Source organism: Castellaniella sp. MT123 (genome assembly GCF_039614765.1).
GTDB lineage: Bacteria > Pseudomonadota > Gammaproteobacteria > Burkholderiales > Burkholderiaceae_B > Castellaniella.
In genome coordinates this window covers 1399646-1423077 of the sequence record NZ_CP154879.1, presented here as the reverse complement: position 1 = coordinate 1423077, position 23432 = coordinate 1399646, and the positions used below count along the sequence as shown (strand labels likewise).

Genomic DNA, 23432 nt, shown 5'->3' with positions numbered 1-23432 from the left:
CCGCGCATGTTCACGCCCGCACCTCCTGCCTCTGAAACGCCACATACCCGGCCGTGAACAGCACCACCACGGCGGCAATCAGTCCGGTGAACTGCGGCCACACGATTGCCAGGCTTTCCGACAGGGGCAGGGGGCTGCCCAATAGGGCTCCCTGCAGCTGCGACAGGAAGACCGGCCCCAGGGTGCGGGTGGCGGGGCTCAGCAGGGTGATGGCGGTATCGCTGAACAGGGTGGCGGGCGACAGGAGCAGCAGGCTGCGCTGCCAGGCGACGGTATGCAGGTCCACGCCGCCGCTCATCAGCGTCAGCAGATCAGGCGGGGCGATGGCCTGGGCCAGGGCCGGAGCCAGCATCGGCCACAACAGGGCGCAGAACAGCCACAGGCCCAGCGCCACCAGGGCGGACGTGGATGCCGAGCGGAACAGGATCGAGCACAGCAGCGCCACGGCCAGCCAGACGCCGGCATAGGCCAGCGCTGCGATCAGGAAGGCCAGGGACCGCAGGACTTCCTCGCCGCTGGGGGGCACGCCCAGCAGGATCAGGCCTGCGCCCATCACCAGCAGCCACAGGCACACCAGGCAGATGGCCAGGGCCGCCAGGCCGGCCAGGAATTTGCCCAGCAGCAGGGCGTCGCGGTAGATGGGCTGCGACAGGATGCGGCTGAGCGTACGGCGGCTGTATTCGCTATTGATGGCGTCGAACCCCAGGCCGATGGCGACCAGCGGAATCAGAAACCCCAGCAGCGCGGCGAACGATGGCAGGGGGGCGCGGGTGTCGGTGAACAGGCGCAGGAAGACGAAGGGATCCGACGAGGTCGTCTGGCGAATCCCTTCTATGGCGCTATATAGGGCTGCGGCGGCCGTCAGCACGATCAGCCATTCCAGCAGCCGCATGCGGGCGCTGCCCAGATGGTCGGCCAGTTCCTTGGACAGGACGGCGCCCAGGCCGTGCCAGGGCGATCCCAGGCGGGGTGTGCTCATGTCGGGGAATCCTTGGTGAAGGTCTGCCGGTAGATGCGCTCCAGGCTGGGGGAGTCCACGGTCAGATCGCGCAGCTGCGCGCCGGCCACCACGGCAGCCTGTGCGGCCTGGGCGCGCACGTCGCTTTCGGCCTGCAGGACGTAGTGGCCGGGTGCGTCGAGGCGCACGCTGCCGACGCCGGGGACGGCCGCCAGGACCGCCTGGATGTCGGGGCCATCGGCGTGAATGTGCACTTCGTGGCTGTGGCCGCCCAGTACCTGTCGGGCCAGGGCCTGCACCGGCCCCATCAGGGCGATGCGCCCCGTATTGAACAGTGCGACCCGGTCGCAGATGCGCTGCATCTGGTCCAGCAGGTGGGACGACAGCAGCACGGTGACGCCATCGTCGCGCAGCGATTCGATCAGGCGCAGGAACGATTCCGTGGATTGCGGATCCAGTCCGGAGGTCGGTTCGTCCAGAACGGCGATGGCGGCTTGCTTCAGCAGGATCTCGGCCAGGCCCAGGCGGCGGCGCATGCCGTGGGAGAACGTCCCCACACGCTGGTCGATGCGATCGGCCAGCCGGACGCGTCCCAGGGCTTGCTCGATGCGCGCGTCGCGCTCGTCCATTGGGATGCCGAGCAGCCGGGCGGTGTAGCGCAGGTTGTCGCGGGCGCTCAGGTGGTCGTAGAACCCCACGGAATCAGGCATATAGCCGACATGGCGTTTGACGGCCAGGGGATTGCGCCAGGGGTCCTCTCCCAGGACGCGGACCTGGCCGCGAGTGGCCTCGGTCAGGCCCAGCAGCATCAGGATGGTCGTGGTCTTGCCGGCCCCGTTGGGGCCCAGCAGGCCGAAGACCTCGCCGCGCCGCACTTCGAAATTCAGCGCCTGCACGACGGTGCGCGATCCGTAGTCCTTGCCCAGCCCCTGGGCGGCGATGGCCGGGGTGTCTCCTGCCATCGGAGTGGTAGCGGGTCCGTTCATGGCAGGCCCGCTCAGCGGCGGCCGTACCGGGCCACGGCACCGATCAGGATCAGCAGGGCGACGGCGATCAGGATGGCGCCGCTGACGCCCCACAGGCCCGACGTCGTGACCGATACCCGCAGGTCGCCGTCGGCCGACTGGCCTTCGGACCTGGCATGCAACTTCACCATGTAGTCGCCAGCCAGCGATTGCGCGGACGGCGTGATGCGGGCCTGGATTTCGGTCGTCTTGCCAGGTTCCAGCAGGGCCACCTGTTCAGGCTTGAAGTCGATCTTCCAGCCTGACGGCGCCCTGCCTTCCAGCTTGATGTCCTGGGCGGCGGCCGTGCCACCGTTATGCAGTTCCAGCGGAATGGTGCTGGTGCCGCCGATCTGGGCGCCCGCGCTCATCAGGCCGTCGCGGCCCGACAGGTCCAGGGCGGGCTGGCCGGTGATGTTCAGCTTCAGGTCCGTGGCGGCCTGCGCGCCGTCGGCCGCGACCTTGACCTGGATGTCGTGCTCGCCCGTTTTTGCGGATGCGGGTGGGCGCACGTGCAGCTTCACGTTTTTGGATTCGCCGGCCTTGATGGGCACCGCGCTGATCTGCTGGCTGCCGTAGCCTTCGGTGAACGAGGTATCGAAGTATCCGGGGGCGCTGGCGGTCAGGGCGGCCAGGACGTCCTGGCCGCTGTCGTTCCGGATGGTCAACTGGTAGTCAAACGAAGTGCGGGCCGAGCCGGACAGCTGGGGCAGGTCGGGTTGGACCGACAATTGCGCCGGCAGTTGTTTCGCCAGGGTGATGCCGATGGGCAGGCTCAGGTGGTGCTGGCTGCTGTTGGCATGCACCGTGAGGGTGCCCTGCTGTTGGGCTTCGCCTTTGGGGATGTCCAGCCGCAACTTCAGGGACAGGGTCTGATCGCTGCCCGGCATGGCGGACTCGACGGGCCGGCCGTCTCCCAGCAGGGTGGCCTTCCAGTCCTTGGGCACCCCATCCAGGGACAAGGTCAGTGGTTCCGGGGGCATGGCCTGGTTGCGCAGGTTCAGGGAGATGGTGGATGTCTCGCCCGCTTTCAGCGTCAGGGAAGGGAAATCGGTGGACAGGTAGATGCCTGGCGGGATGGTGTCGGCGGCCAGCGCGGCGGTCTGGAAGCTCAGGGCGCATAGGGCCGCCGCCCACAGGGCTACTAGCATTCTAGGCATGATTTTTTTGGCCTCTTATGATTGATCGGCATTGAATCCGGTCTCCAGACTCAAGGGACTCGCGATTCAGTGTTTGAGTTTCATCAGAAGTGTGTGACTTTGTTTCCACATTCGAGTTGGAAGTGGAGGAAAATTATTGGATTCGTTCAATCGACATTGAGAATAGTTTTCATTATTGATAACATCCCGCCTTTATTGAAGTGGCATTAGATTCATGGGTTTGGGTCCTTCTTCGCGTTTTCCCTGGTTGAAGCTGGCAGCCGCTGGTGTGGCGCTGGGGTTGCATGCGGCTGTGCTGGCGATGATCCTGTCCGCGCCCGTGGCTCAGGTCGCCTTGGGGCAACCTGATGCGCTGGATGTGCAGTTCGTGGAACTTGGCTCCGTGGTCGAACCCGCACCGGCGGCCAAGCCGGCCAGCGCTTCACCAGAAGCGCGGACCGTCGACCATCCGACAGAGCCGGATCCCGTCGTCGAGCCCGAACCTGGGGTGGAACCCGAGGTAAAGCCAGTGGTTGAAGCGCCGCCCGAACCCGTGGTGGATGAACCAGAGCCGGAATCGATCACCGAGGCGCCCCCGCCCAAGCCGCAGCCTGAACCCAAGCCAAAATCGAAACCGGAACCCAGGCCCAAGCCACGACCCGCGCCCAAGCCGCAGCCGGAAGCCCAGCCACAGAGCGGCACAGCCGGGCAGCCAGCTGATAGCAAGGCATCGAAGGATGCGCAGTCCGGTGGTGCCCCGCAGTCGGCTCAGGCGCATGGTGAAAGCCGCGCGGTGGACCCGGATCGGCCGCGCGTGATCGGCCAGGTGGATTACCTGGGCAAGCGTCCGAGTCCCGCCTATCCGCGTGTCTCGCAGCGGCGCGGCGAGCAGGGGCGGGTGGTGCTGCGTGTGTTGATTTCCCCTGAAGGCCACGTGGCCCAGGTCAAGGTCCAGCGCTCGTCGGGATACGAGCGCCTGGACGAGGCGGCCGCCCAGGCCATGCGGCAGGCGCGGTTTCGTCCTTACACGGAAAACGGCATCGCCTACAAGGCGCTCGTGGATATTCCGTTCGATTTCGTTTTGTAGGTCAGTTTCCTGACAGGAGTCCAAAAACATGATGATCGATCTGATCGGCGGCGCGATGCTGGCGCTGGCACAGGCGGTGGGGCCGGAAACGGCGGCGGGTGCCGTGCATGCCGCCGCGGCGACCCCCGGTGCTGCCGCCGCAGTGGCCCCGGTCGCAGCCGTCGCGCAGGCCGCCGAGCTGGCGGCGGGCAGTCAGGGGGTGCTGCATTTCATCGGGCAAAGCGATGCCGTGGGCAAGTCGCTGTTTGTCTTTCTGCTGCTGATGTCGCTGGCCAGCTGGTATCTGATCCTGATGAAGGGATTCACGCATCTGCGCATCCGGCAGCGTTCGAAGAAATTCCTGTCCGAGTTCTGGGCGGCCAGTTCGCTGGAACAGGTGGAAAATGAGATCTCCACCCATGGGGCTGACGAACCGTTTGCCCGTCTGGCCAGCCACGCCATCCATGCGCAGAAGCATCACGCGAAGTATGGCGCGCTGAAGCTTGAGGAAAGCGGTTCGACGGCGGCCTTCGTGACACGCACGATCCGCAAGGTGATCGACGAGGAAACCGCGCGGCTGGAAAACGGCCTGACGGTGCTGGCCTCGGTGGGGTCCACCGCGCCGTTCGTCGGACTTTTCGGGACGGTCTGGGGGGTCTACCATGCCCTGCTGAGCATCAGCATGGCTGATGGGGTCACCATCAACCGCATCGCCGGGCCGGTGGGCGAGGCCCTGATCATGACCGGCCTGGGGCTGGCGGTGGCGATTCCGGCGGTGCTGGCCTACAACGCCTTTGTCCGCCTGAACCGGGTCTATCTGGCGCAAATCGACGCCTTTGCCCATGACCTGTTCACCTTTTTGACGACCGGGCAACAGGTGGACGATGGCGCTCACGAACGCCAAGGCCGCCACATCAGCCTGGCCAGCACCCGGGGAAACTGACATGGCATTCGGCAGCTTCGATTCCAAGGGAACCGGCACGACCCTGTCGGAAATCAACATGGTGCCGCTCATCGATGTGATGCTGGTGCTGCTGGTGATCTTCATCATCACGGCGCCCCTGCTCAGCCATTCGATCCGGATCAACGTGCCTCAGGTGACGGCTCAGCCGGTGGAACAGCGACCCGAGATCATCGATCTGGCGATCGATGCCGCCGGTGCCCTGTTCTGGAACGAGCAGCCGGTGGCACTGGACGAGCTGGAGTCCCGGTTCACAGCCGAAGCCGGCGCTGATCCACAGCCGGAGGTCCGCATCCGTGCCGACGTGGATACGCGCTATGGCGAACTCGCGCAGGTCATGGGGGCGGCACGGCGCGCCGGTATGAAGCGGCTGGGATTCGTGACGCAGCCAGCCCCCACGCCTGTGTCCGGGCCCGTGCCGCAGGACGTGGGAACAGCGGCCGTGCCGACCGCCACCAATGCGTCCGCGCACACCGCTGGCACGGCTTCCCCGGCCCGTTGAGGCCGCGTTTCAAGCGCCTGTCAGCTATGTAACGAGCGGCGCGCACCAGTGACTTGTCATGACGTCTTCAGGCTAGAATCACCCCATGCGAGTTCTAGTCATCGAAGACGACACCACACTGGGCCACGCAGTCCAGGAATTCCTCAGCGGCCAGGGCTATGCCGTCGACTGGCTGCAGACGGGCGACCGGGTCGAGGGCGCGGTTGCCGGTCAGGCCTACGGCCTGCTGCTGCTGGATCTCAATCTGCCGGGCCTCAGCGGTCTGGAAGTCCTGCAGCGTCTGCGCGCCAATGGCTTCCAGGAGCCGGTCCTGATCCTGACAGCGCGCGACGGCCTGGAAGACCGGGTCGCCGGCCTGGACGCCGGCGCCGATGACTACGTCACCAAACCCTTCGAACTCGCCGAACTGGCCGCACGGGTGCGCGCGCTGGCGCGCCGTCATTCAGGCCAGGCCCAGACCATTCTCGAATGCGGGCCGTTGGCCTTCGATACCGTGGGTCGGCAGATCCGTGTCGACGGCAAACGGCTTGCGTTGTCCGTGCGCGAATTGTCCGTTCTCGAAATGCTGATGGCCCGGCCAGGCCGGGTCGTCACCAAACAGCAGATCGTCAGTTCCCTGTCGGCCTGGGATGCCGACTTCAGCGAAAATGCGGTCGAGGTCTATGTCTATCGTCTGCGCAAGCGTCTTGACGGGACCGGGGCCAGCATTCAGACCGTGCGCGGCTTCGGCTATCTGCTCGACATTGAACGTGCCCAATAGGTCCGTCGCATCCGATCCCCGCCAGGATCGCCGCGCGCTGGGGCTGTTCGAACATCTGATGCCCCAGGACTCCCTCGCGCGCCGGCTGGTCCGGCGTCTGCTGCCGGCCTTCTTCATCCTGGTCGCAATCGATCTGCTGGCGACCTGGTTCATGACCGGGGTCATCAACCCCCAGTCCTGGTTGCTGCGCGATCTGTTCTGGGTGATGCTGCTGACGCAGGGCTTGCTGGTGGTGCTGTTCGTCTGGGTGCTGATTTCCGGGATCCGCCACGAGCTCAGCTCCATCAATCGGCTGGCGGATCAGATCCGCCAGCGGTCGATCGAGGACCTTCAGCCGCTGGACCTGGCCGGGTTGCCCAGCGAGGTCGCCCCCCTGGTGCTGCATTTCAACGATCTGCTCGTGCGGCTGGACGATTCCGTCCAGGCGCAGCGCCGCTTCGTCGGCCATGCCGCCCATCAGTTGCGCACCCCTCTGGCCGGGCTGAAGCTCGAATCCGAGCTGATGCTGGGCCAGGATCTGCCCGATGACATCCGGGTGCGGGCGGGTCGGATCAAGAAAGTCACCGACCACATGATCCGCATGGGGCAGCAGTTGCTGGTGCTGGCCCGCGCGGACCATGCCTCCCGGCCCCAGGACAGTTTCGTGCGTCTGGACCTGTGCGAATGGATGCGCCAGGCCGGATCCGAATGGCTGGACCGGGCGCGCGATCGATCGATCGACCTGCAATTGGCCGCGCCCGACGAACCGGTCTGGGTGGACGGCGATCCGGTCCTGCTGGGCGAACTGTTGGGCAATCTGATCGATAATGCCCTGCGCTACGGCGTGGGCGCCCGGCTGATTCAGCTGCGCGTCATGGCGAACCCGCCGTCGTTTTCCGTCGAGGACGACGGCTCCGGCATCCAGGTGGACGACATCGAGCGGGTCTTCGAGGCTTTCTATCGGGCGGCCGATGCGGGCCCGGGAGGATCCGGCCTGGGTCTGGCGATCGTGCGCGAGATCGCCCGGGCGCATGGCGCCTGGTGGAAAGTCATCAGCCGCCCCGCCTTCGCGGGGACGCGGATCACCCTGATTTTTCCCGGCCCCTGGCGGGGGGCTTGCCTGACACGGGCCGAATGACCATGAGCACTCAGAAAGATACGGACTTGAAAGGCCCGCAGGCGGCCATGCTGATCGGTGCACTGGGCGTCGTCTACGGCGACATCGGCACGAGCCCGCTGTACACCATGAAGGTCGCCCTGTCGATGACCGGGCAACCGGATATCGAACACGTGCTGGGCATGCTGTCGATTCTTTTCTGGATGTTGATCGTGGTGGTGTCGGTGAAATATGTCACCTGTATCCTGCGTGCCGACAACCGCGGAGAGGGTGGAACCCTGGCGTTGATGGAACTGGCCATGCGAGGGCGACCGGAGCGCACGCGCTGGCGTTTGGCGTTCCTGGGCCTGATCGGGGCCAGTCTGTTCTATGGCGACAGCATGATCACGCCGGCCATTTCCGTGCTGTCGGCGGTCGAAGGCATCGGGATCGTGTCGCATCGACTCGATGCCTGGGTCGTGCCGATTTCGGTGGTGGTGCTGGTTGCGCTCTTCATGGTCCAGTCGCGGGGGACCGGCACGGTGGGCAGGCTCTTTGGTCCGGTCATGTTTCTCTGGTTCCTGACGCTGGGCATCCTCGGGGCCTGGCGTGTGTTCGAGCAGCCGCAAGTGTTGCAGGCGATCAATCCTGTCTGGGCGCTGCGTTTCATCGGCGATGCACCCTGGCAGACCTTCCTGGCGCTGGGAGCGCTGGTACTGGCCCTGACCGGGGCGGAAGCTCTGTACGCGGACATGGGGCATTTTGGCTGGCCCACCATCCGCCGCGCCTGGTTTGCCATGGTTCTACCCGCGCTGGTGCTGTGCTATTTCGGCCAGGGGGCCCTGCTGCTCAGCGATCCCTCTGCGATCCGCAACCCGTTTTTCCTGCTGGCCCCGGATTGGGGGCTGATCCCGCTGGTCGGCTTGGCGACGGTGGCGACGGTGATCGCGTCGCAGTCGGTTATTTCGGGTGCGTTCTCCATGACCCGCCAGGCGGTCCAGTTGGGCTACTGGCCGCGTATGGTGATCCAGCACACCTCGGCCAAGGAAGAAGGTCAGATTTATCTGCCCCGGGTCAATTGGCTGCTGTTGATTGCCGTGCTGGTGCTGATCCTGGCCTTCGGGTCATCGGACCGGTTGGCGCATGCTTACGGGTTCGCCGTCACCGGGACCATGCTGATGACGTCCGTGCTGGCCTTTGCGGTACTGCCGCGCAGTTCACGCGGCGCGCGGCGCGTAGCCTGGCTGGCGCTGATCGTGTTGTTTCTGGTGATCGACGTGCTGCTGTTCTTGTCGAATACGCTCAAGCTGCACGAGGGTGGCTGGCTGCCGCTGGTGGTGGGGATTGTCCTGCTGACGCTGATGGTGACCTGGAAGCAGGGCCGCCAGCGGATCCACGACAACCTGGCCGGGGACCATCAGTCGCTGGTCAGCTTCATGGAATCGCTGGAAGCCTACCCGCCGACGCGGGTGCCGGGAACAGCGGTCTTCATGAGCATGATCGTGGGTACGGTGCCGCCCGCCTTGTTACACAATCTGAAACACAATAAGGTGCTGCACGAACAGGCGCTGTTTCTGACCATCGAGGTGGCGGACGAGCCTTATGTGCCGTTCAACGAGCGGCTGAGGGTCGAGCGGGTCAGCCGCAGCAGCTGGCAGGCCATTGCGCGGTGGGGTTTCAAGCAAGAACCGAACGTACCGCAGGTCGTGGAGCAGATCGGCCACGAAGTTCCGGAACTGAATCTGGAACCGATGCAGACTTCGTATTTTCTGTCTCGTCAGACCGTCATCGTGGTGCGCCGCCTGCCGTGGCATCAGAGCTGGCGGCGGCACCTGTTCGCCTTCATGGCGCGCAATGCCAGCCGCACCACCCGGTTCTACAAGATTCCTCCGAACCGGGTGGTGGAGATGGGCATGCAGATGGAACTGTGAGCGATCACGAACCGGTCGTGGCCGGGATGGTGATCGTGGTTTCGCGCAGGATTCCGCCCGACTGGACCGAGCCTTGCTCACGGGTATTGGCGCTTTCCATCAGTTTCATGCAATCCTCGCGCTGACCGGCCGGCAGGCCATTGCAACGCAGGGTGCGATTCTTGTCCTCCGTCTGCGTCGGGGGGCTGGTCAGTGCGTCCTGGCGGGCGGCCTGCGCCGCTGCGCCGGCTTCGTGCAGGCAGGCTTTCTTGTCGATGCCAGGCGTGGAGTTGCAGTGTTCCACGTCCCGCTGATATTGGGTTTGCGGGGCAGCGGCCTGGGCGGCCGGCATGAACAGGACGGTGCAGCCAAGGCCGGCCGCCAGCAGGGTGGCACGCAAAGACATCTGTAATGCTTGACGCATAATGGGCTCTCCTTGAGTGATTCCGGGCGTAATCCCGGCCCGGTGAAGGGTACTGATAACAATCAGTGTACGGGTTTCCCCTTAGCAATATGTTACAAATATGCTCAAGCGCGCTTTTCCATCAAGGTTTGCGGCGCTGAATGGCGCTTTGCATGAGCAGGATGGCCGTCACCGGGGCCGTCATGAACAGGAACAGGCAGATCAGCCATTCGTGGAAGATGGGCCGTTCCTGCAGCAGGCTGGCGACCAGCGTCGCCGCCAGTGCGATGCAGAAGGCGCCCATCGTCGTCCCCATCGTCGGCGCATGCATGCGCTCGTAGAAGGTGCGCAGGCGCAGCAGGCCTATCGAGCCGGTCAATGTCACGATCCCGGCCAGGACGAGCAACAGGGCGACCAGGATGGCGGCCCACAAGGGCAGTTCGTTCATGGTTCGATGACCTCGCCGCGCAACAGGAATTTCGCCAGGGCCGTGGAGCCGACGAAGCCGAACAGCGCGATCAGCAGCGCCACGTCGAAATAGAGTCCGGCCTCGAACCGCAGGCCCAGCACCAGCAGGATCAGCATGCCGTTGATGTAGAGCGTGTCCAGGGCCAGGATGCGGTCCTCCGCCCGGGGGCCCCGGATCAGGCGGACTGCCGCGCAGGCCAGGCCCAGGACGAAACACAACAGGGCGAAGCCGGCGGCCCAGTCCAGTATCAAAGCGCTCATTCGAAGATCTCCATCAGCGGGCGTTCATAACGGTCCTGGATGGTGTGCGTCAGGCCTGCGGGGTCGTGCAGGTCCAGGACGTGCAGGGTCAGGATGTTGTGCGCCGGATCGTGTCCGGCCCAGACTGTGCCTGGGGTGAAGGTCACGATGCCGGCCAGTGCGGCCAGTCCGTGGGGGTCGCGGATGCGTAGCGGAATGTCCAGGAATCCGGGCCGGGCGTTCGCGGTGTCGCCGCGCAGGATGCGCAGGCCGACCAACCAGTTCGAATGCGCGATGTCGACTGCCACGTGGCCGACCAGCCGCAGCGCTGTGAGTGGGTGGGACAGGCGCGCGCGGACGGGACGCAGGATCGGGGTCAACAGGCTGAGAATCAGTGCGATGGCCAGGCCCAGCGCGATGTGACCGGCCGACAGACTGTCGTTCAGGATCAGCCACAAGGCCAGCAGCAGGCAGGGCAGCGGCAGGAAACCGAGCAGACGCTTCATGGCTGGCTTCCTGGGAAGGCGGGTGCCAGCACGGCCTGGATGTAGCGTGCGGGCTGGTCCAGATAGTGCGCGGTATCCTCTAGATAATCCATGACGGGACCGGCCTGAACCGTCAACAGCGCGCAGGCGGCCAGCAGGATCAGGATGGGGGCCATTTCATTGATCCTCAGGGTCGGGACGTGCAGCTGTTCGGGAACCCAGAAGAGCCGCACGCCGCAGCGTCCCAGCGCCATCAGGCAGGCGACGCCCGAGGTCAGCATGGCCGTCACCAGCAGCCAGACATTGAACGTGGGTGCGCCCTGTTCGGCGGTTTGTAGCGCGGCGGACAGCAGCGAGAATTTCGCCACGAAGCCGGACAGAGGCGGCAGGCCGACGATCAGCAGGGAGCAGGCGAAAAAGCTCAGGCCCAGGAATGCCATGGTGGCGGGCAGCGGTGTTCCGACCACCTGCTCCGACAGGCTGGCGGCCTCGGGTTCGTCGCCTTCGAAGGCTTCCTGGGTGATGGCCAGCATGTCCGCCCCGAAGGACTGGCTGCGCTCGGTGAGTTCCAGCAGCAGGAAGAACGCGCCCAGGCCCAGGACGGAACTGAGCAGGTAGTACAGGGCCGGGCCGGTCACCGTGACGCCGGGCATGCCCAGCGCCGCGAACAGGGTGCCCGATGAAGTGATGACCGCATAGGCGGCAATTCGCCGGGGCTGGGTGCTGGCCAGCATGCCCAAGGTGCCGAACGCCAGTGTCGCGATGCCGGCTGGAAACATCCAGGCGCCGCCGAAGGCCGCCGGCGCGCCAGCCGGCAGCAGCAGGGATCCGATGCGCAGCAAGGCGTAGATCCCGACCTTGGTCATGATGGTAAACAGTGCCGCCACCGGTGCGGCGGCTTCGGTGTAAGTGTTGGGTAGCCAGAAGTTCAGCGGCCAGGCGGCGGCCTTGATGAGGAAGGCGACGCCCAGGATGGCGGCCGCGCTGTCAAAGAGCTGCCGGTCCGCCCCCGCCAGGGTCAGGGCTTGTTTTGACAGATCGGCCAGGTTCAGCGTGCCGGTCAGCCCGTAGATCAGGGCGATGGCGATCAGCAGCAGGAATGAGGCGATCAGGTTGACGCCGATGTAGTGCAGGGCGGCGCCGACGCGGCGCTTGCCCGAGCCGTGCAGCATCAGGCCGTAGGATGCCGTCAGCAGGATCTCGAAGAAGACGAACAGGTTGAACAGGTCGCCGGCCAGGAACGCGCCGTTAAGGCCCATCAGCAGCAGCTGGAACAGCGGGTGGAAGTGGCTGCCCGCCCGGTCCCAGCGGGCCGTGGCGTAGATCCAGGCGCACAGGCCCAGCACGGCGGTCAGCCCCAGCATCAGGGCGGAGAGGCGGTCGGCGACCAGGACAATGCCGAAAGGCGCGGGCCAGTTGCCCAGGCGATAGACGCCGATACCGTCGGGCCAGGCCGGGGCGCCGATGCCTTGCGTGGCACGGATCAGCATCAGCGCGATCAGGATCTGCAGCAGGATCGCGGCCGTTCCCAGCCCGACACGCAAGCGCCGCTGGCTGTCGCGGGTCAGCAGCATCAGCGCACTGGTCAGCAGCGGCACGAGGATCGGCAGGACCGGCAGGTGCTGAAGCCAGGGCATCATGGGCGGTGCTCCTCGCCGTCGACGTGGTCGGTGTCGCTCATGCCGCGCGAGGCCAGCAGCACCACCAGGAACAGGGCGGTGGTCGCAAACCCGATGACGATGGCGGTCAGGACCAGGGCCTGGGGTAGCGGGTCGGCATAGCGGGCCGGGTCCGCCCAGTGCGGGTCGATGACCGGTGGGGCGTCCAGCCGCAGGCGGCCCATGGCGAAGATGAACAGATTGACGGCGTAGGTCATCAGGGTCAGCCCCATGATGAACTGGAAGGTGCGCGGCCGCAGCAGCAGCCAGATACCCGATCCCGCCAGCACGCCGATCCCCAGGGCCAGAATCCATTCCATGGTCAGGTCTCCGTGTGCGGGCCGTCGGCCGGCTCTGTGATGTTGCGGTGAAAGCGCAGGGACTGGTGGGCGAGCGCGATCAGGAACAGGATGGTCGCGCCAACCACGAGCATGTAGACCCCCAGGTCGAACAGCAACACGCTGGACAGGTGCAGCTCGCCGACGACAGGCAGCATCAGGTCCAGGGTGTAGGCCGACAGCAAGGGGCGCCCCACCCACCAGACGGACATGGCGGCGATACCCGCGACCAGCAGGCCCAGGGCGATCCAGGCCTGCGGGCGGATCAGGGGCCGGGCCTCGACCCAGAGGATGCCGCCCACCATGTATTGCAGGATGATGCCGGTAGCCATGACCAGGCCACCCACGAAACCGCCGCCGGGCAGGTTGTGGCCGCGCAGCAGGAAATACAGCGAGATCAGGGTGGAGGCGGGCAGCAGCAGGCGCACCAGGACGGCGGGAACCTTCATCAGGCCGTCGGGCAGGGTGGCCTGCGTGTCCGATTCCAGGTCCCGCGAGTCGGACTGGGCACTGTATGGGCGCGAGGACATCGCCAGCGCCTCCGCCGGTGGCCGAAAGCGTCGCAGCAGCGCATAGACGCTGAGGGCGACGACAGCCAGCACCGTGATTTCACCGAAGGTGTCAAAGGCCCGGAAGTCCACCAGGATCACGTTGACGACGTTCGCGCCACCCCCCAGCGGCACCGCCTGTTTGACGAAAAAGCTGGAAATGCTCTGGTATGCGGCAGGACGGATCATCATGACGTAGGCCAGGACCGCGAGGCCCGCGCCGCCGGCCACCGCCACGGTGAAATCGCGCCACCGGCGCCATTGGGTGCGATGCCATGTGGCGCCGGGGTATTCCTCGATGCGCGGCGGCAGCCAGCGCAGGCCCAGCAGGATCAGGACGGTGGTGACGACTTCGACCGCCAGCTGGGTCAGGGCGAGATCCGGGGCCGACAGCCAGGCAAATGTGACGCAGGTGATCAGGCCCGATGCGCCGGCCAGCATCAGCGAGGCTGTGCGGTGGTATTTGGCCTGATAGGCCGCGGCGATGGCGCAGGCGCCACCGGCCAGCCACATCAGGCCGAAGGACCATTGCAGCGGGGTGTCGCGCGTGCTGGCTTGTGGCCACCAGCCGCCGTCGACGAGCGGCAGCAGGGCCACGCCCAGCGTGCACAAGACCAGCAGCAGCACCTGGGGCTGCAGCCGCTGGGTCTGCAACCGGCCCAGCAGCCACAAGGTGCCGCTGTCGATGGCTTCCAGGGCGTTCTCGAAGCTCCGGCGGCCGTCGAGCCGATAGATGATCGGGACCTGGCCGGGCGCCCTGCGGTCGCGTTCGCGCAGCGCCAGATAGATGCCGACCCCGCCGACCATGGCGATCATGCTCATGAGCAGGGGCAGGTTCAGTCCGTGCCATACCTGCAGGTCGAAGGCCGGCAGACCCGGCCCGAGCAGGCCGCGCATAACCATGTCCAGGACCGGGCCCAGGGTCAGGCCCGGCAGCATGCCCACGGCCAGGCAGATGACGACGAGGATCGCGCTGGGGATCAGCATCATGCGGGTCGGGTCGTGCGGCGTCCGCGGCAGATCGTGCGCTGGCGGGCCGAAGAACACCTGCATGATCAGGCGTAGCGAATAGGCCACACTGAAGGCGCTCGCCACCACGGCTGCGGCCGGCAAGCCCCAGCGCGTGAGCCAGTGGCCGGAGGTGAAGATGGTCTCGGCAAAGAACATTTCCTTCGAGATGAAGCCATTGAGCAGTGGCACGCCGGCCATGGCGGCAGCCGATACCATCGCCAGGGTGGCGGTCAGCGGCATCGCCGTGCGCAGGCCGGACAAGCGGGTCAGGTCGCGTGTGCCGGTTTCGTGATCGACGATGCCGGCGGCCATGAAGAGCGAGGCCTTGAAGGTGGCATGGTTGATCATGTGGAAAATGGCGGCGACCAGCGCCAGGCGGCTGTTCATCCCCAGCAGCAGCGTGATCAGGCCCAGATGGCTGATCGTCGAATAGGCGAGCACGCTCTTGATGTCTCGCTGGAATGTGGCGGCATAGGCACCCAGCAGCAGGGAACACAGGCCGGCGCTGCCGATGATCCAGGTCCACCAGTCGGTGCCGGAAAAGATCGGCCAGAACCGCGCCAACAGGAAGACGCCCGCCTTCACCATGGTGGCCGAGTGCAGATAGGCCGACACTGGCGTGGGCGCGGCCATGGCGTTGGGCAGCCAGAAATGGAAGGGGAATTGCGCGCTTTTGGTCAACGCGCCCACGGCCAGCAGCACCAGCAGGATGGGATACCAGCGGTGTCCGCGGATCTGGCTCGCGGCGGCCAGGACGTCGTCGAGGTCGTAGCTGCCGACGATGTGGCCGATGATCAGCATGCTGGCCAGCAGGCAGAAGCCGCCCGCCCCGGTGACCAGCAGTGCCATGCGCGCGCCGCGCCGGGCATCCATGCGGTGGTGCCAGTAGCCGATCAACATAAAGGACGACAGGCTGGTCAGTTCCCAGAACACCAGCAACTGGATCAGATTGCCCGCCAGCACCACGCCCAGCATGGCCCCCATGAAACTGAGCAGGAAGGCGAAGAACCGGGGTGCCGGATCCTGGGCTGACAGGTAATAGTGGGCATATAGGGCGATCAGGGCGCCCATGGACGAGATGATGACGGCGAACAGCCAGGCGTAGCCATCCATGCGCAACGTCAGGTCCACCCCCTGGGACGGGATCCAGGGTAAGCTGAGCTTGATCAGCCCGAGGTGTGCGACCTCTGGTGTCAGTGCCAGTGTCAGCAGCAGGCAGGCCAGGGCGCTGCCGCCGGCGATCCAGGCCCCCGCACGCCGCGCGGTCGCAGGCAGCAGCGCGGCGCACAGGCTGCCGGCGAACGGGATGGTGAGGATCAGAGTCAGGAGCAGGGACACGCGGCGGGATTCTGAGGAGCGACCAGTCGTTTATGATACGCGAAGTCAGAGACTTGACATGAATCAAGCTTGATGGCTGCTTTTCGCGTGACAATGGCTTTTGATACTGGACAATGAGGCCAATTGCATCCGGAACCAGAAGGGTCCGGGTGCTGTTTTGCCTCAGGAGCTCATGGCATGACAACCCAAGCAACATCCGACGTGGCCAGCCACACGGGAACACCCGACGCTTCTGGCGATCCGCGGACGATTGCCTTTCCGGACCTGGAAATTTCCGAATCGCTGATCCGGCGTTTCGACCAATCGGGTCCCCGTTACACCTCGTACCCGACGGCCGACCGTTTTCAGCGCGATTATCCGGCCACATCCTATCTGGACCATCTGGCCCGCCGCACCGCGTCGGATCATGCCGCGCCGCTGTCGGTGTATGTCCACCTGCCGTTCTGCGAATCCCTGTGCTATTTCTGCGCCTGTAACAAGATCATCACGCAAGATCACAGCCGTTCGGCCGAATACCTGGACATTCTGTTCCAGGAAATGGACATGGTCAGCCCGCATCTGGGAAACCAGCGGCGGACCGTGCAGCTGCATCTGGGCGGCGGAACGCCGACCTTCCTGAGCGCGGCCGAACTCACCAACCTGATGGATCATATCCGCCGTCATTTCGAGTTCACCCCCGATGCGGAACTGGGTGTCGAGATCGACCCGCGCACGGTGACGCCGGATTCCCTGGCCATGCTGGCCGGCCTGGGCTTCAACCGCACCAGTTTCGGCGTGCAGGATTTCAATCCCGACGTGCAGGCGGCTGTCAACCGGATCCAGCCCTATGATATGGTGCGTACGGCTCTGCAGGCCAGCCGCGACAACGGCTTTGAATCCATCAATGCGGACCTGATCTACGGCCTGCCCAAACAGACGCTCGAGAGCTTCAGCCGCACATTGGATCAGTTGATCGAACTGTCGCCCGACCGGATCGCGCTGTACAACTATGCGCATCTGCCCGACCGCTTCAAGTCGCAGCGGCTGATCCGTACCGAAGACCTGCCGTCCGCCGAGACGCGACTGCAGATCTTCCTGATGTCGGCGCGTCGGCTGCTGGCGGCCGGTTACGTCTACATCGGTCTGGATCATTTCGCCAAGCCTGATGACGAATTGAACCGCGCTCGCCTGAAACACGGTTTGCACCGTAATTTCCAGGGCTATACGACGCGAGCGGAATGCGATCTGGTCGGATTCGGGATTTCGGCGATCGGCAAGATCGGCGATGCCTACGTGCAGAACCACCATTCCCTGAATGCCTACCGCGACATCCTGGCGCGCGGCCAGCTGCCCACAGCCAAGGGCTTCGATCTGAGCCCTGACGATGCCGTTCGCCGCGAGGTGATCATGACCATCATGTGCAGCATGCCGCTGGATTTCGCGGCGTTCCAGGCGCGTCATGGACAATCGTTCGAGTCCTGTTTCGCCAACGAACTGGCGCAGTTGCAGCCGTACGTCGAGGCCGGCCTGTTGGCCCTCGATGGGCAGGGCCTGCAGGTTCTGCCGAAGGGCCGCCTGTTCGTGCGGGCATTCGCCATGGTGTTCGACCAGTACGTGCGCCGGCCGCGGGTGGCGACCTACTCGAAGCTCATTTGATGTCGTCGTCGCGGGCGCGGGTCGGCAGGCGCCATAGATAGATCGTGACCCCGATGCCGGGGATCAGCAGCAGCCAGCGTGCCCAAAGTACCGGCATGATCCAGGCCGACAGGGCCAGCGACGGCCACATCAGGGCCAAAGCAATGCATTTGCTGCGCAGGGGGATACCGCGCCCCGATTGGAAGTCGCGGATATACGGACCGAGAATGCGATGGGACATCAGCCAGGTATGCAGGCGCGCCGAGCCGCGCAGGTAGCAGAAGGCCGCCAGCAACAGGAAGGGCGTCGTGGGCAGCAGGGGCAGGAAGATCCCCAGCACGCCCAGCGCCAGGGAAATCGTGCCCAGGATGGTAAACAGCGCACGGATCATGATGTGAATTCTAGCAATCCGGAGAGCAGACACGTGCATCTGGCCAGCGACGAAGGGTCGCGTCATCTGCGGATCCGCGATCTGCTGGGGCAGGTGCCGTTGTTCAACGAATTGCCGGCTGCCGACCTGGATCCGATCGCCAAGGGCACGACCGAGGTCATTGCCATGCGCGGCGAGATCATCTTCCGCCGGGGCGAACCCTGCCTGGGCTTTCACGTCGTGGTGTATGGCCAGGTGAAGCTCGTGTTCATTTCGGCATCCGGGGTCGAGCGGGTGGTGCGCCTGATCGGACCGGGCGATGGGTTCGGCGAGGCTCTGATGTTCATGGGAGAGAACTACATTGTCACCGCCGAAGCGCTACGCGATACCTTGTTGTTGCATGTCGGGCGTGACGCGCTGTTCGCGCAGATCGACCGCCATCCAGGGGTGGCCCGCAAGATGCTGGCGGGCCTGAGCCGGCGGCTCTACAGCCTGATGGGCGACGTGGAGGCCTACACCCTGCACACCGGCGCTCAGCGGCTGATTTCTTTCCTGTTTCGCCAATGGCGCGGCGAGGAGGACACGCCTTTCCGCATCGAGATCAGCAAATCGGTGATCGCGTCCCGGCTGAATCTCACACCCGAGCACTTTTCCCGGATCCTGCGTGAACTGAGCGAGCGTGGCCTGATCCGGGTGCGCGGACGCGAATTCACCGTCCTGAACGCCGAAGGCCTCAGGTCGTACAGGGGGTGAACCCCGTCCTAATATCGTGCATCCTTCGGTTTCTTCCCCGATGGCCAGTCCTTGTCCTTCATCGGAAAATCTGGGCGCGGCATATGGGTGAAGAATTCGGCGACGTCCACCGCGTCCTGCAGGCTTAGTGTGCGGCCCTCGCCCCAGGCGCCTTTCGTGTGCACGCCCATGGGCATGTTGTCGTAGATGAAGGACGCGGCCTTGTAAGTCCGCGCCAGTCCCGCGCCGATGTTGAAGGACTCGTCGCCCCAGAGTGGCGGGAACACGATGTTGCCGCGCGCATCCTTGCGGCCTTCGCCGTTGGCGCCGTGGCAGGATGCGCACTGTGCGCCATAGATGGTGCGGCCCCGTACGGGGTCGGGTTTGATGCTCATATCGATCGGGCGGCTGCTCTGGATTTGTACCTGGGCGCCGTGCGGCACGTCCTGGGCCAGCCATTTCATGTAGGCCACCATGGCCTGCATCTCGCGGGAATCCTGCGGCAGCTTCTTGCCGTTCATTGACCGGATCATGCAGCCGTTGATCCGTTCCTCCAGCGTCATGACGCGTTCGGATCGCGGGTTGTATTGCGGAAAGCTGTTGTAGGTGTTGATGAAGGGTGCGCCCAGCGGCTTCTTGCCCTGTACCACATGGCAGCTGTTGCAGTTCATGGCGGCACCGACGCGGTCGGGCAGCAGGCGCTGCGTTTCGTTGAGCAGGCGCTGTCCGTAGAGGATCTGTTCGGCGTCGGGATGCTTCAGCATTTCGCTGTCTTCCGGGATGGTGTAGGCGGGCAGCAGCTGGCCGTTCTTGTCCTTGACCGCATAAGTCTGCGGGGCAACCGCACCGGTGGACTGGGCCAGCGCGCCCGCGCTCAGACCCAGGGCCAGCGCCAGCCCGGTCAGGCACAGGCGCAGGGAGCGATGGTGACTCATTGATGTTCTCCTGTCTGGATGTGGGGCGCCTTCGTGGCCAGGAATGCGCGGATCTCGCGCACCTGTTCAGGCGTAACGGCGGGCGCCTGATTGGTCCAGCCGCTGCGCACGAAGCTCAGCACCTCGCTGATGTCCTGATCGGACAGGTGGCTGAAGCCGGGCATGGCGAACGCCATTTTGTCGGCGCGGGGATCGAGCGGCATGCGACCGCCTTCCAGTGTCACCTGGATGGTGGACTGGGGATTGTGGGCGAAGATCGCGGAATTGCCATCCAGCGCCGGGAAGATGCGCGGCACGCCCTGGCCATCAGGCCGGTGGCAGCTCATGCAGTGCTCCCGATAGAGCAGGGCGCCCCGGACGCGCTCTGTCCCGTCCAGCAGCGACTCGGTCAACGTGTCCCGCTTGGGCGCAAAAGCCGCCAGTTTGCCGGGGGCGGGCGGCAATTGCTTCAGATAGGCGGCCATGCTGCCCAGGTCCTCGGCCGTCATGTGTCGTGTGCTGTGGCTGACCACGTCGGCCATGGCGCCGAAGGCGGCTACCCGGTTGGTGCGTCCCGAGGCGAGAAACTCGATGATTTCCGCCTGGCTCCAGGAATGCAGGCCTTGCGCCTCGCCGCGCAAGCTTTTGGCGCGCCAGCCATCGATCAGGGCGCCGGACAGGAATGTGTCGCCGTCCTGCAGGTTCAGTGCCGTTTCCTGGAAGCCGATGCCGCGCGGCGTATGACAGGCGCCGCAGTGTCCCGGGCCTTCGACGAGGTATTTGCCGCGGTTCAGGTTGGCGTCCAGCTCGGGAGCGGGCTGAAAGGTACGGGTGGGCGCGAACAGCGCCTGCCACCAGATCAGCGGCCAGCGCATGTTCAGTGGCCAGGGAATCGTGGATTTCGCATTGGCCTGGCGCTGTGGCGCCACGGCCTTCATGAAGTAGGCGTACAGGGCGCGCAGATCCGCCTCCGGCATGATGGCGTAGGACGGATAGGGCATGGCGGGGTAGAGCGCCGCCCCGTCCCGGCGGATGCCATGCTTGACCGCGTTGCGGAACGCCTCGTAGTCGTAGGCGCCGATCCCGGTGTCGGGATCGGGCGTGATGTTGGTCGAGTAGATCGCGCCGGCCGGCGTTTGCATGGCCAGGCCGCCGGCGTACGGCTTGCCGCCGGGTGCCGTGTGGCAGGCGATGCAGTCCGCGGTTCTGGCAATATACTCGCCTTGCCGGATCAGAGCGGGATCGTCGAGCGCCAGGTCCGTGTGGGCGGGCGGTTCGGGGCGGCGCTGCCACGCCAGTCCCCAGGTGGCCGCGATGACCAGTCCGGCGGTCAATCCGGCGGCCATGAGCAGAGCGCGCAGGGGTGTGATGCGTCTTTTGGACATTGCTGTTTCCTTCTCGTGTCGCGGGGCCGGAGGATCGTCTCGTTGCCGATGCCGGCCCGATTTGATTGTGCGGGTTGGCATCGGACCGCGCTATGTGGAAAACCGTACTGCTAGTAGGGATCTATTGATATGGAGCAAATCGTGCGTGTGATGGGGCGGCTGTCGCGTGTCGTGCTGCTGGCCGGGCTGGTCCTGCTGACGGCTGGCGCCCGGGCGGCCGGGGAAGGGGAGGCGGCGTCCCTGCATGCCTGGCGGATCGGGATCCTGGCGCCGCGCGGTCCGGAAAAGGCGCTGCGGGCCTGGAGCTCCTGGCGGGATTGGTTGGAACAGCGCCTGCCCGGCGAGCATTTCGATCTGCTCCCGATCGTGCCTGATCAGGCCTTGCGGCCGGGGACCCTGGAGGGTCTGGATTTCCTGCTGGCCAATCCGGTCCAGTTCCGCGCGCTGGATCCCCGCCGGCCAGTGCGCTGGCTGGCGACGCTCAAACCTTCGGGCGGCGGCGACCTCCAATTTCTGGAGCAAATCGGTTCGGCCATCTGGGTGCGTGAGGATGGTCCGTTGTCGCTAGCGGATCTGAAGGGGCGGCGGGTGGGCGCCGTGCACCCGGAGGCGCTGGGCGGATATCTGCTGGGGGTGGAACTGCTCGATCGCGAGGGTCTTGCGCCGCAACGGGACTACGTTCCTGTCTTTTCCGGGTTTCCCGCCGACCGGCCGCTGCTGCAGCTGGCCGCGGGCCAGGTGGACGCCGCCATCGTGCCGGTGTGTCTGTACGAGGAACTGTCGGCCTCCGGTCGCCTGAAGGGCATGCGCCTGCGCCTCCTGGAACCAGCCTGGGGTGCTTCGGACACATTTCCCGGTCCGGCCGCTCCCGCGGAGGCGGCTCCCTGCGCATCCAGCACGCGTCTGTTGCCTGGCTGGTCGCTGGCCGCTCTGGATACGGTCCCGGATGGTCTGGCGGCGGCCCTGGGTGGCGTCCTGCTGGGTGACTCGCCGCCCGCCGGCCTGCCCCGATGGTCTTTGCCGGTATCGGCCGCCGACGTGGAGCGACGCCTGCACCGGATTGGGTATGTGTCCGATGCCGATGTCTGGGGCCAGCTGCGACGTCTGCTGTGGCACTACTGGCCCTGGCTGGTTTCGGTGCTGGGCCTCGGACTGTTGTTGCTGGGCAATAGCCTGTGGCTGGCGCGCGTGGCGCGGCGCCAGCGCCAGCGTCTGCATCTGGCGCATGAGCAACTGCACCAGTATGAGCAGGCGCTGGCCCAGGCGGACCGGATCGCCTTGTTGGGCGAGATGGCGGCGGGCATCGCCCACGAGGTCAAGCAGCCGCTGGCCGCCATTCTGCAATACGTCGAGGCGGCCGCTTATCGGCTGCGGGCCGAGGACCGGGACCATCCCCTGCTTCCCGTGCTGGGACATATCCGGGACGATGTCCTGCGCTGCGATCGGGTCATCCACAACCTGCGCGGATGGGCCAAGCCGGAACGGCCGGAGCCCGTGTCGGAAAGACAAGCGCTGGGCGCCCTGGTGGAACAGGTGGTCGGCATGGTACGGTTGCAGGCGGACCGCCAGGGGGTGCGTATCGAGGCGGACATCCCCCAGGCCCTTGTGGCCGGCGACGTTCCCCGGGCATTCGAGCAAGTGCTGGCCAATGTCCTGATCAATGCCGTGCAGGCCGGTGCGCGGTGCATCTCTGTGCGGGCTGCGGCCGAGGAAGGCGTTCTGCGAATCGAGGTCGCCGACGACGGGCCGGGCTTCGATGCCGAGCATGTGCGGTTTCCCTTCGTGCCGTTTCGCACGACGCGGCCCGATGGGCTCGGCCTGGGGCTGCTGATCGCGCAGCGTATCATGCTCTCCCTGAAAGGGCGGATCCAGATCGGCAATCGTGCCGACGGCGTGACCGGCGCCCTGGTGCTGCTGGAGCTGCCGTCCATCCCCCCGGATTCCCTGCCATGACCGAGCCCCATGCCGTGATTCATATCGTGGACGATGACGCGTCGGTGCGTCGCGCGTGCCGCTACATGCTCGAGACGGTAGGCCTGCGCTGCCTGGACTGGCCGGATGGCCGCGCCTTCCTGGATGGCGCCGACCTGTACGCGGCCGGGGTGGTCCTGCTGGACATGCGCATGCCCGAATGGGATGGGCCGGCCGTGCAGACACACTTGCGACAGCTGGGCAGCCCCTTGTCCGTGATCATCCTGACCGGGCATGCGGACGTGTCCATGGCGACCGGGGCCTTTCGGAATGGCGCGGTGGATTTCCTGGAAAAGCCCGTGCTGCTGGACACCCTGATGCCGGCGATCGATCGCGCCCTGGATCGGTCGAGGCAGGCCGACCGGCGCCGCCGCCTGCGGGCGCTCTACCAGGCGCTCAGCGCGCGGGAGCGGGCCGTCGTGCGCGGGGTCGAGGCGGGCCTGACGAACCGGGACATTGCGGCGGATCAGGGGGTGTCGGTGCGCTATGTCGAGGTGCAGCGGGCTCAGGCGATGGAAAAGCTGGGTGTGTCGAACATGGCGGAACTGATTCGGGCTCTGGCGGAGATCGGGAACGACTGAC

The 23432-nt window shown here is 65.6% G+C and carries 23 protein-coding genes; 10 read left to right on the top strand and 13 right to left on the bottom strand.

Annotated elements, in window-relative coordinates; translation table 11 throughout:
* Positions 1–10: 10 nt before the first annotated feature.
* The 3 genes from ABCV34_RS06545 to ABCV34_RS06535 are packed head-to-tail and all read right to left on the bottom strand — an operon-like array spanning position 11 to position 3122.
* Positions 11–979 (bottom strand): ABC transporter permease, encoded by a 969-nt coding sequence (locus ABCV34_RS06545; RefSeq protein ID WP_345798402.1) that lies wholly within the window; start codon positions 977–979, stop codon positions 11–13.
* Entirely contained in the window at positions 976–1944 is a 969-nt protein-coding gene (locus ABCV34_RS06540) for an ABC transporter ATP-binding protein (protein WP_345798401.1), read from the bottom strand. Before ABCV34_RS06540 ends, ABCV34_RS06545 begins: the two co-directional genes overlap by 4 nt.
* An 11-nt stretch (positions 1945–1955) precedes the next feature.
* Positions 1956–3122 carry an NEW3 domain-containing protein gene (locus ABCV34_RS06535; RefSeq protein WP_345798400.1) on the bottom strand — a complete coding sequence of 389 codons (1167 nt, stop codon included), beginning with the start codon at positions 3120–3122 and terminating at the stop codon, positions 1956–1958.
* Positions 3123–3336: 214 nt separating this feature from the next.
* Between ABCV34_RS06535 and ABCV34_RS06530 the strand changes: the two genes are divergently transcribed.
* From ABCV34_RS06530 to ABCV34_RS06505, 6 genes are all read left to right on the top strand, one after another.
* Complete coding sequence (locus ABCV34_RS06530) at positions 3337–4188, top strand: TonB family protein (protein WP_345798399.1); 852 nt, start codon at positions 3337–3339, stop codon at positions 4186–4188.
* Positions 4189–4219: 31 nt separating this feature from the next.
* Positions 4220–5110: a MotA/TolQ/ExbB proton channel family protein gene (locus tag ABCV34_RS06525; protein ID WP_345798723.1), complete on the top strand. Its 891-nt coding sequence runs from the start codon at positions 4220–4222 to the stop codon at positions 5108–5110.
* 1 nt (position 5111) lies between these two features.
* Positions 5112–5630, top strand: a complete 519-nt coding sequence (locus ABCV34_RS06520) for a biopolymer transporter ExbD (RefSeq protein WP_345798398.1) — start codon at positions 5112–5114, stop codon at positions 5628–5630.
* An 85-nt stretch (positions 5631–5715) separates the two neighbouring features.
* On the top strand, positions 5716–6390 hold the full coding sequence (locus ABCV34_RS06515; RefSeq protein WP_345798397.1) for a response regulator transcription factor: 675 nt from the start codon (positions 5716–5718) through the stop codon (positions 6388–6390).
* A 58-nt stretch (positions 6391–6448) separates the two neighbouring features.
* Positions 6449–7507 (top strand): HAMP domain-containing sensor histidine kinase, encoded by a 1059-nt coding sequence (locus ABCV34_RS06510; RefSeq protein ID WP_345798722.1) that lies wholly within the window; start codon positions 6449–6451, stop codon positions 7505–7507.
* Between the two features lie 2 nt (positions 7508–7509).
* A complete protein-coding gene (locus tag ABCV34_RS06505; RefSeq protein ID WP_345798396.1) occupies positions 7510–9396 on the top strand; it encodes a potassium transporter Kup in 1887 nt (628 codons plus the stop codon).
* 4 nt (positions 9397–9400) lie between these two features.
* Here ABCV34_RS06505 and ABCV34_RS06500 read toward each other — a convergent pair whose 3' ends face one another.
* The 7 genes from ABCV34_RS06500 to ABCV34_RS06470 form a co-directional block, all read right to left on the bottom strand.
* On the bottom strand, positions 9401–9799 hold the full coding sequence (locus tag ABCV34_RS06500) for a hypothetical protein (protein WP_345798395.1): 399 nt from the start codon (positions 9797–9799) through the stop codon (positions 9401–9403).
* A 121-nt stretch (positions 9800–9920) separates the two neighbouring features.
* Positions 9921–10226: a monovalent cation/H(+) antiporter subunit G gene (mnhG, locus tag ABCV34_RS06495; protein WP_345798394.1), complete on the bottom strand. Its 306-nt coding sequence runs from the start codon at positions 10224–10226 to the stop codon at positions 9921–9923.
* On the bottom strand, positions 10223–10507 hold the full coding sequence (locus ABCV34_RS06490; RefSeq protein WP_345798393.1) for a K+/H+ antiporter subunit F: 285 nt from the start codon (positions 10505–10507) through the stop codon (positions 10223–10225). The genes mnhG and ABCV34_RS06490 overlap by 4 nt, the downstream gene beginning before the upstream one ends.
* Positions 10504–10992: a Na+/H+ antiporter subunit E gene (locus ABCV34_RS06485; RefSeq protein WP_345798392.1), complete on the bottom strand. Its 489-nt coding sequence runs from the start codon at positions 10990–10992 to the stop codon at positions 10504–10506. Before ABCV34_RS06485 ends, ABCV34_RS06490 begins: the two co-directional genes overlap by 4 nt.
* Positions 10989–12611: a monovalent cation/H+ antiporter subunit D gene (locus ABCV34_RS06480; protein WP_345798391.1), complete on the bottom strand. Its 1623-nt coding sequence runs from the start codon at positions 12609–12611 to the stop codon at positions 10989–10991. The genes ABCV34_RS06485 and ABCV34_RS06480 overlap by 4 nt, the downstream gene beginning before the upstream one ends.
* Positions 12608–12949, bottom strand: coding sequence for a Na+/H+ antiporter subunit C (locus tag ABCV34_RS06475; protein ID WP_345798390.1), 342 nt, complete (start codon positions 12947–12949; stop codon positions 12608–12610). Before ABCV34_RS06475 ends, ABCV34_RS06480 begins: the two co-directional genes overlap by 4 nt.
* A gap of 2 nt (positions 12950–12951) precedes the next feature.
* The gene (locus tag ABCV34_RS06470) at positions 12952–15858 is read right to left on the bottom strand and encodes a monovalent cation/H+ antiporter subunit A (RefSeq protein ID WP_345798721.1); all 2907 of its coding nucleotides are present in this window, start codon (positions 15856–15858) and stop codon (positions 12952–12954) included.
* A 183-nt stretch (positions 15859–16041) separates the two neighbouring features.
* Between ABCV34_RS06470 and hemN the strand changes: the two genes are divergently transcribed.
* Entirely contained in the window at positions 16042–17499 is a 1458-nt protein-coding gene (gene hemN / locus ABCV34_RS06465; RefSeq protein ID WP_345798389.1) for an oxygen-independent coproporphyrinogen III oxidase, read from the top strand.
* On the opposite strand, the gene ABCV34_RS06460 is transcribed toward hemN, so the two are convergent.
* On the bottom strand, positions 17492–17869 hold the full coding sequence (locus ABCV34_RS06460; RefSeq protein WP_345798387.1) for a YbaN family protein: 378 nt from the start codon (positions 17867–17869) through the stop codon (positions 17492–17494). The genes hemN and ABCV34_RS06460 overlap by 8 nt on opposite strands.
* Positions 17870–17902: 33 nt before the next feature.
* Here ABCV34_RS06460 and ABCV34_RS06455 point away from each other — a divergent pair, with 33 nt between their 5' ends.
* Positions 17903–18601 (top strand): Crp/Fnr family transcriptional regulator, encoded by a 699-nt coding sequence (locus tag ABCV34_RS06455; RefSeq protein WP_345798386.1) that lies wholly within the window; start codon positions 17903–17905, stop codon positions 18599–18601.
* Positions 18602–18609: 8 nt separating this feature from the next.
* Here ABCV34_RS06455 and ABCV34_RS06450 read toward each other — a convergent pair whose 3' ends face one another.
* Positions 18610–19515 (bottom strand): c-type cytochrome, encoded by a 906-nt coding sequence (locus tag ABCV34_RS06450; RefSeq protein WP_345798385.1) that lies wholly within the window; start codon positions 19513–19515, stop codon positions 18610–18612.
* A complete protein-coding gene (locus ABCV34_RS06445) occupies positions 19512–20879 on the bottom strand; it encodes a cytochrome c (RefSeq protein ID WP_345798384.1) in 1368 nt (455 codons plus the stop codon). The genes ABCV34_RS06450 and ABCV34_RS06445 overlap by 4 nt, the downstream gene beginning before the upstream one ends.
* A 129-nt stretch (positions 20880–21008) precedes the next feature.
* Here ABCV34_RS06445 and ABCV34_RS06440 point away from each other — a divergent pair, with 129 nt between their 5' ends.
* A complete protein-coding gene (locus tag ABCV34_RS06440; RefSeq protein ID WP_345798383.1) occupies positions 21009–22832 on the top strand; it encodes a PhnD/SsuA/transferrin family substrate-binding protein in 1824 nt (607 codons plus the stop codon).
* On the top strand, positions 22829–23431 hold the full coding sequence (locus tag ABCV34_RS06435) for a response regulator (RefSeq protein ID WP_345798382.1): 603 nt from the start codon (positions 22829–22831) through the stop codon (positions 23429–23431). Before ABCV34_RS06440 ends, ABCV34_RS06435 begins: the two co-directional genes overlap by 4 nt.
* The last annotated feature ends 1 nt before the right edge of the window (position 23432 follow it).